This is a genomic window from Mesorhizobium sp. M7A.T.Ca.US.000.02.2.1, assembly GCF_003996995.1.
Classification (GTDB): domain Bacteria; phylum Pseudomonadota; class Alphaproteobacteria; order Rhizobiales; family Rhizobiaceae; genus Mesorhizobium.
On the sequence record NZ_RZTT01000531.1, the window covers coordinates 1 to 3,498 of the forward strand.

General features: G+C 63.9%; 3 protein-coding genes. All 3 read left to right on the forward strand.

What is annotated here, in order from left to right:
- Nucleotides 1-1,423 (forward strand): potassium-transporting ATPase subunit KdpB (kdpB, locus tag EOD15_RS30950; RefSeq protein ID WP_127409149.1); only part of this gene is annotated, 1,423 nt, incomplete at its 5' end.
- A 12-nt stretch (nt 1,424-1,435) separates the two neighbouring features.
- Nucleotides 1,436-2,002 carry a potassium-transporting ATPase subunit KdpC gene (kdpC, locus tag EOD15_RS30955; RefSeq protein ID WP_127321033.1) on the forward strand — a complete coding sequence of 189 codons (567 nt, stop codon included), beginning with the start codon at nt 1,436-1,438 and terminating at the stop codon, nt 2,000-2,002.
- A 54-nt stretch (nt 2,003-2,056) separates the two neighbouring features.
- Nucleotides 2,057-3,498: DUF4118 domain-containing protein (locus EOD15_RS30960; protein ID WP_148129718.1), on the forward strand; the 1,442-nt coding region annotated here is incomplete at its 3' end.

Here is a 3,498-nt window from a genome sequence, read left to right on the forward strand (position 1 = left end):
CGTCGGCATGACGCTGATCTTCGTGCTGGCCACCGCGACGATCCCGAGTTTTGCCTCCTACTCGGGCGGCTATATCTCGGTGACCGTTCTGGTGGCGCTGTTCGTCACCTTGATCCCGACCACGATCGGCGCGCTGCTTTCGGCCATCGGCATCGCCGGCATGGACCGTCTGGTGCGATTCAACGTGCTGGCCATGTCGGGTCGCGCCGTGGAAGCCGCAGGCGACGTCGACACGCTGCTGCTCGACAAGACCGGCACGATCACACTCGGCAACCGCCAGGCGACGCAGTTTCGCCCGGTCAAGGGCGTCACCGAACAGGAACTGGCCGACGCGGCTCAGCTAGCCTCGCTCGCCGACGAGACGCCGGAAGGCCGCTCCATCGTCGTGCTGGCCAAGGAGAAATACGCCATCCGCGCCCGCGACATGGCAACGCTGCACGCCACTTTCGTGCCCTTCACAGCGCAGACCCGTATGAGCGGCGTCGACATCGATGGTTCATCGGTGCGCAAGGGCGCCGTCGATTCCGTGCTTGCCCATGTCAACCAGTCGGCAGCCGCCGCCCATGGCACGCGCCCAAGCAGCGAATCCATCCGCGATCTCCAGTCCATCGCCGACGAGATCGCCAAGTCCGGCGGCACGCCGCTGGCGGTCGAACGCGACGGGCGCCTGCTCGGCGTCATCCACCTCAAGGACATCGTCAAGGGCGGTATCCGGGAGCGCTTCACCGAACTGCGCCGCATGGGCATCCGCACGGTGATGATCACCGGTGACAACCCGATGACGGCGGCGGCGATCGCCGCGGAAGCCGGCGTCGACGACTTCCTCGCGCAGGCCACACCGGAGGACAAGCTGAAGCTGATCCGCGACGAACAGGCCAAGGGCAAGCTGGTGGCCATGTGCGGCGACGGCACCAACGATGCACCCGCCCTTGCACAAGCCGATGTCGGCGTCGCCATGAACACCGGCACGGTTGCCGCCCGCGAGGCCGGCAACATGATCGATCTCGACAGTGATCCGACCAAGCTCATCGAGATCGTCGAGATCGGCAAGGCGCTCTTGATGACGCGAGGTTCGCTGACGACCTTCTCGATCGCCAACGACGTGGCCAAGTATTTCGCCATCATTCCGGCGATGTTCGCCGTCTTCTACGTCGCACCGGGACAGACGACCGGCCCGCTGCAGGCACTCAACGTCATGCATCTGGCGACGCCGCAAAGCGCCATCCTGTCGGCCATCATCTTCAACGCGTTGATCATCATCGCGCTGATCCCGCTGTCGCTGAAGGGCGTCAAATATCGCGCCATCGGCGCCGGCGCGCTGCTCAGCCGCAATCTTCTCGTCTACGGCCTCGGCGGCCTCATCGTGCCTTTCGTAGGCATCAAGGCGATCGACATGATCGTCACCGCGCTTGGCCTTGCTTAAGGAATTACGCTCATGTTCAAACAGATAAGACCCGCGATCATCATGATCGTCTTCTTCACGGTCCTGACCGGCCTGATCTATCCCTTGGGCATGACCGGCATCGCCCAGGCGATCTTCCCGCGCCAGGCCAATGGCAGCCTGATCGAGAAGGATGGCAAGGTTATCGGCTCCGAGCTGATCGGCCAGGGCTTTGCCAGCGACAAGTATTTCCATGGCCGCCCCTCGGCCGCCGGCGACGGCTACAACGCCGCCGCCTCGAGCGGCAGCAATCTCGGCCCGACCAATCCCAAGCTGATCGACCGCATCAAGGGCGACGCGGAAAGACTGAAGGCGGAGAATCCGAACCAGCCCGTCCCGATGGACCTGGTGACGACGTCCGGCAGTGGCCTCGATCCCGATATCAGTCCCGAAGCAGCCTACTTCCAGGCCGCCAGGGTGGCCAAGGCCAGGGGGATCGATGAAGCCAAGGTCAAGGCGCTTGTCGATGCCCAAGTCGAGGGCAGGGAGCTTGGCTTCATGGGCGAACCGGTGGTCAATGTGCTCGGTCTCAACCTTGCGCTGGACGCCGCGAAACAGTGAATGGTGCGGGCCGGGGATCGACAGTATCCCCGGCGCCATCCATGATCGATCCCGATGCCGGACGACAGAAGCAACGACGCCAGACCTTCTCCCGACGCACTGCTTGACCATGCCGAGCGGGAAGGTCGCGGCCGGCTGCGGATATTCCTGGGTGCCGCTCCCGGCGTAGGCAAGACCTACGAGATGCTGATGTCGGGCCGCGCCAGGCTGACCGACGGCGTGGATGTGGTGATCGGTGTCGTCGAGACGCATGGGCGCAAGGAGACACTGGCCCTGGTCGAGGGTTATGAGGTCATTCCCCGCCGCAAGGTCGACTACAAGGGGCGCATCCTCGACGAGATGGATATCGACGCCATCCTCGCCCGGCGCCCGGCGCTGGTTCTCATCGACGAACTCGCCCACACCAATGCGCCCGGCAGCCGCCATCCCAAGCGCTATCTCGACGTCCAGGAAATCCTGACGCACGGCATCGACGTCTACACGACGCTCAACATCCAGCATGTCGAAAGCCTGAACGACGTCGTCGCCCAGATCACCAAGGTCAGGGTTCGCGAGACGGTCCCCGATTCCATCATAGACCAAGCCGACGATGTCGAGATCATCGATCTCACCCCCGACGACCTGATCAAGCGGCTCGAGGAAGGCAAGGTCTATTTCCCCAACACCGCGCAGCGCGCGATCGAGAACTATTTCTCGCCGGGCAATCTGACGGCGCTCAGGGAACTGGCGCTGCGGCGCACCGCGCAGCGCGTCGACGACCAGTTGCTGATCCATATGCAGGCCCACGCCATTCCCGGACCGTGGGCCGCGGGGGAAAGGGTTCTCGTCTGCGTCGACGCGCGTCCGGGCGGGGCGGCGCGTATTCGCTACGCGCGCAGGCTGGCCGACCGGCTCCGTGCCCCGTGGACGGCGCTGCATGTCGACAGCCCTCGCTCGGCCAGCATGCCCGAAGCGGACAAGGATCGGCTGGCTACGAACCTGCGGCTTGCCGAACAGCTCGGCGCCGAGGTGACCACCATTCCCGGCCAGAACATCGCGCAGGACATTGTTCGCCACGCGACGGCGAACAATTTCACCCATATCGTGGTCGGCAGGCCGACCCGGTCCCGCTGGCGGGAATTGATCGAAGGCTCGCTCACCTACGATCTCATCCGCAATGCCGGCGATATCAGCGTCCATGTCATTTCAGGAACCGAACGCAACGCCGAGGTGACGTCGAGGAGTGTCAAGGCGGCGGACGAGCAGTGGCAGTTCGAGATCTGGCCCTATCTCAAGGCCACGGCCTTTGTCATCGGTTCGCTCGCCTTCGCCGTCGTTCTCGACCAGTTTCTCGACGTTCGCAACCTGGCGATCATTCTTCTCATCGGCGTACTGGCATCGGCGGTAACCGGCGGTCTGTGGCCGGCTCTGTACGCTTGTTTCGCCAGCGCCCTTGCTTTCAATTATTTCTTCCTGGAGCCTCGTTATACGCTGACGATCCGGGATCCGGAGAGCAT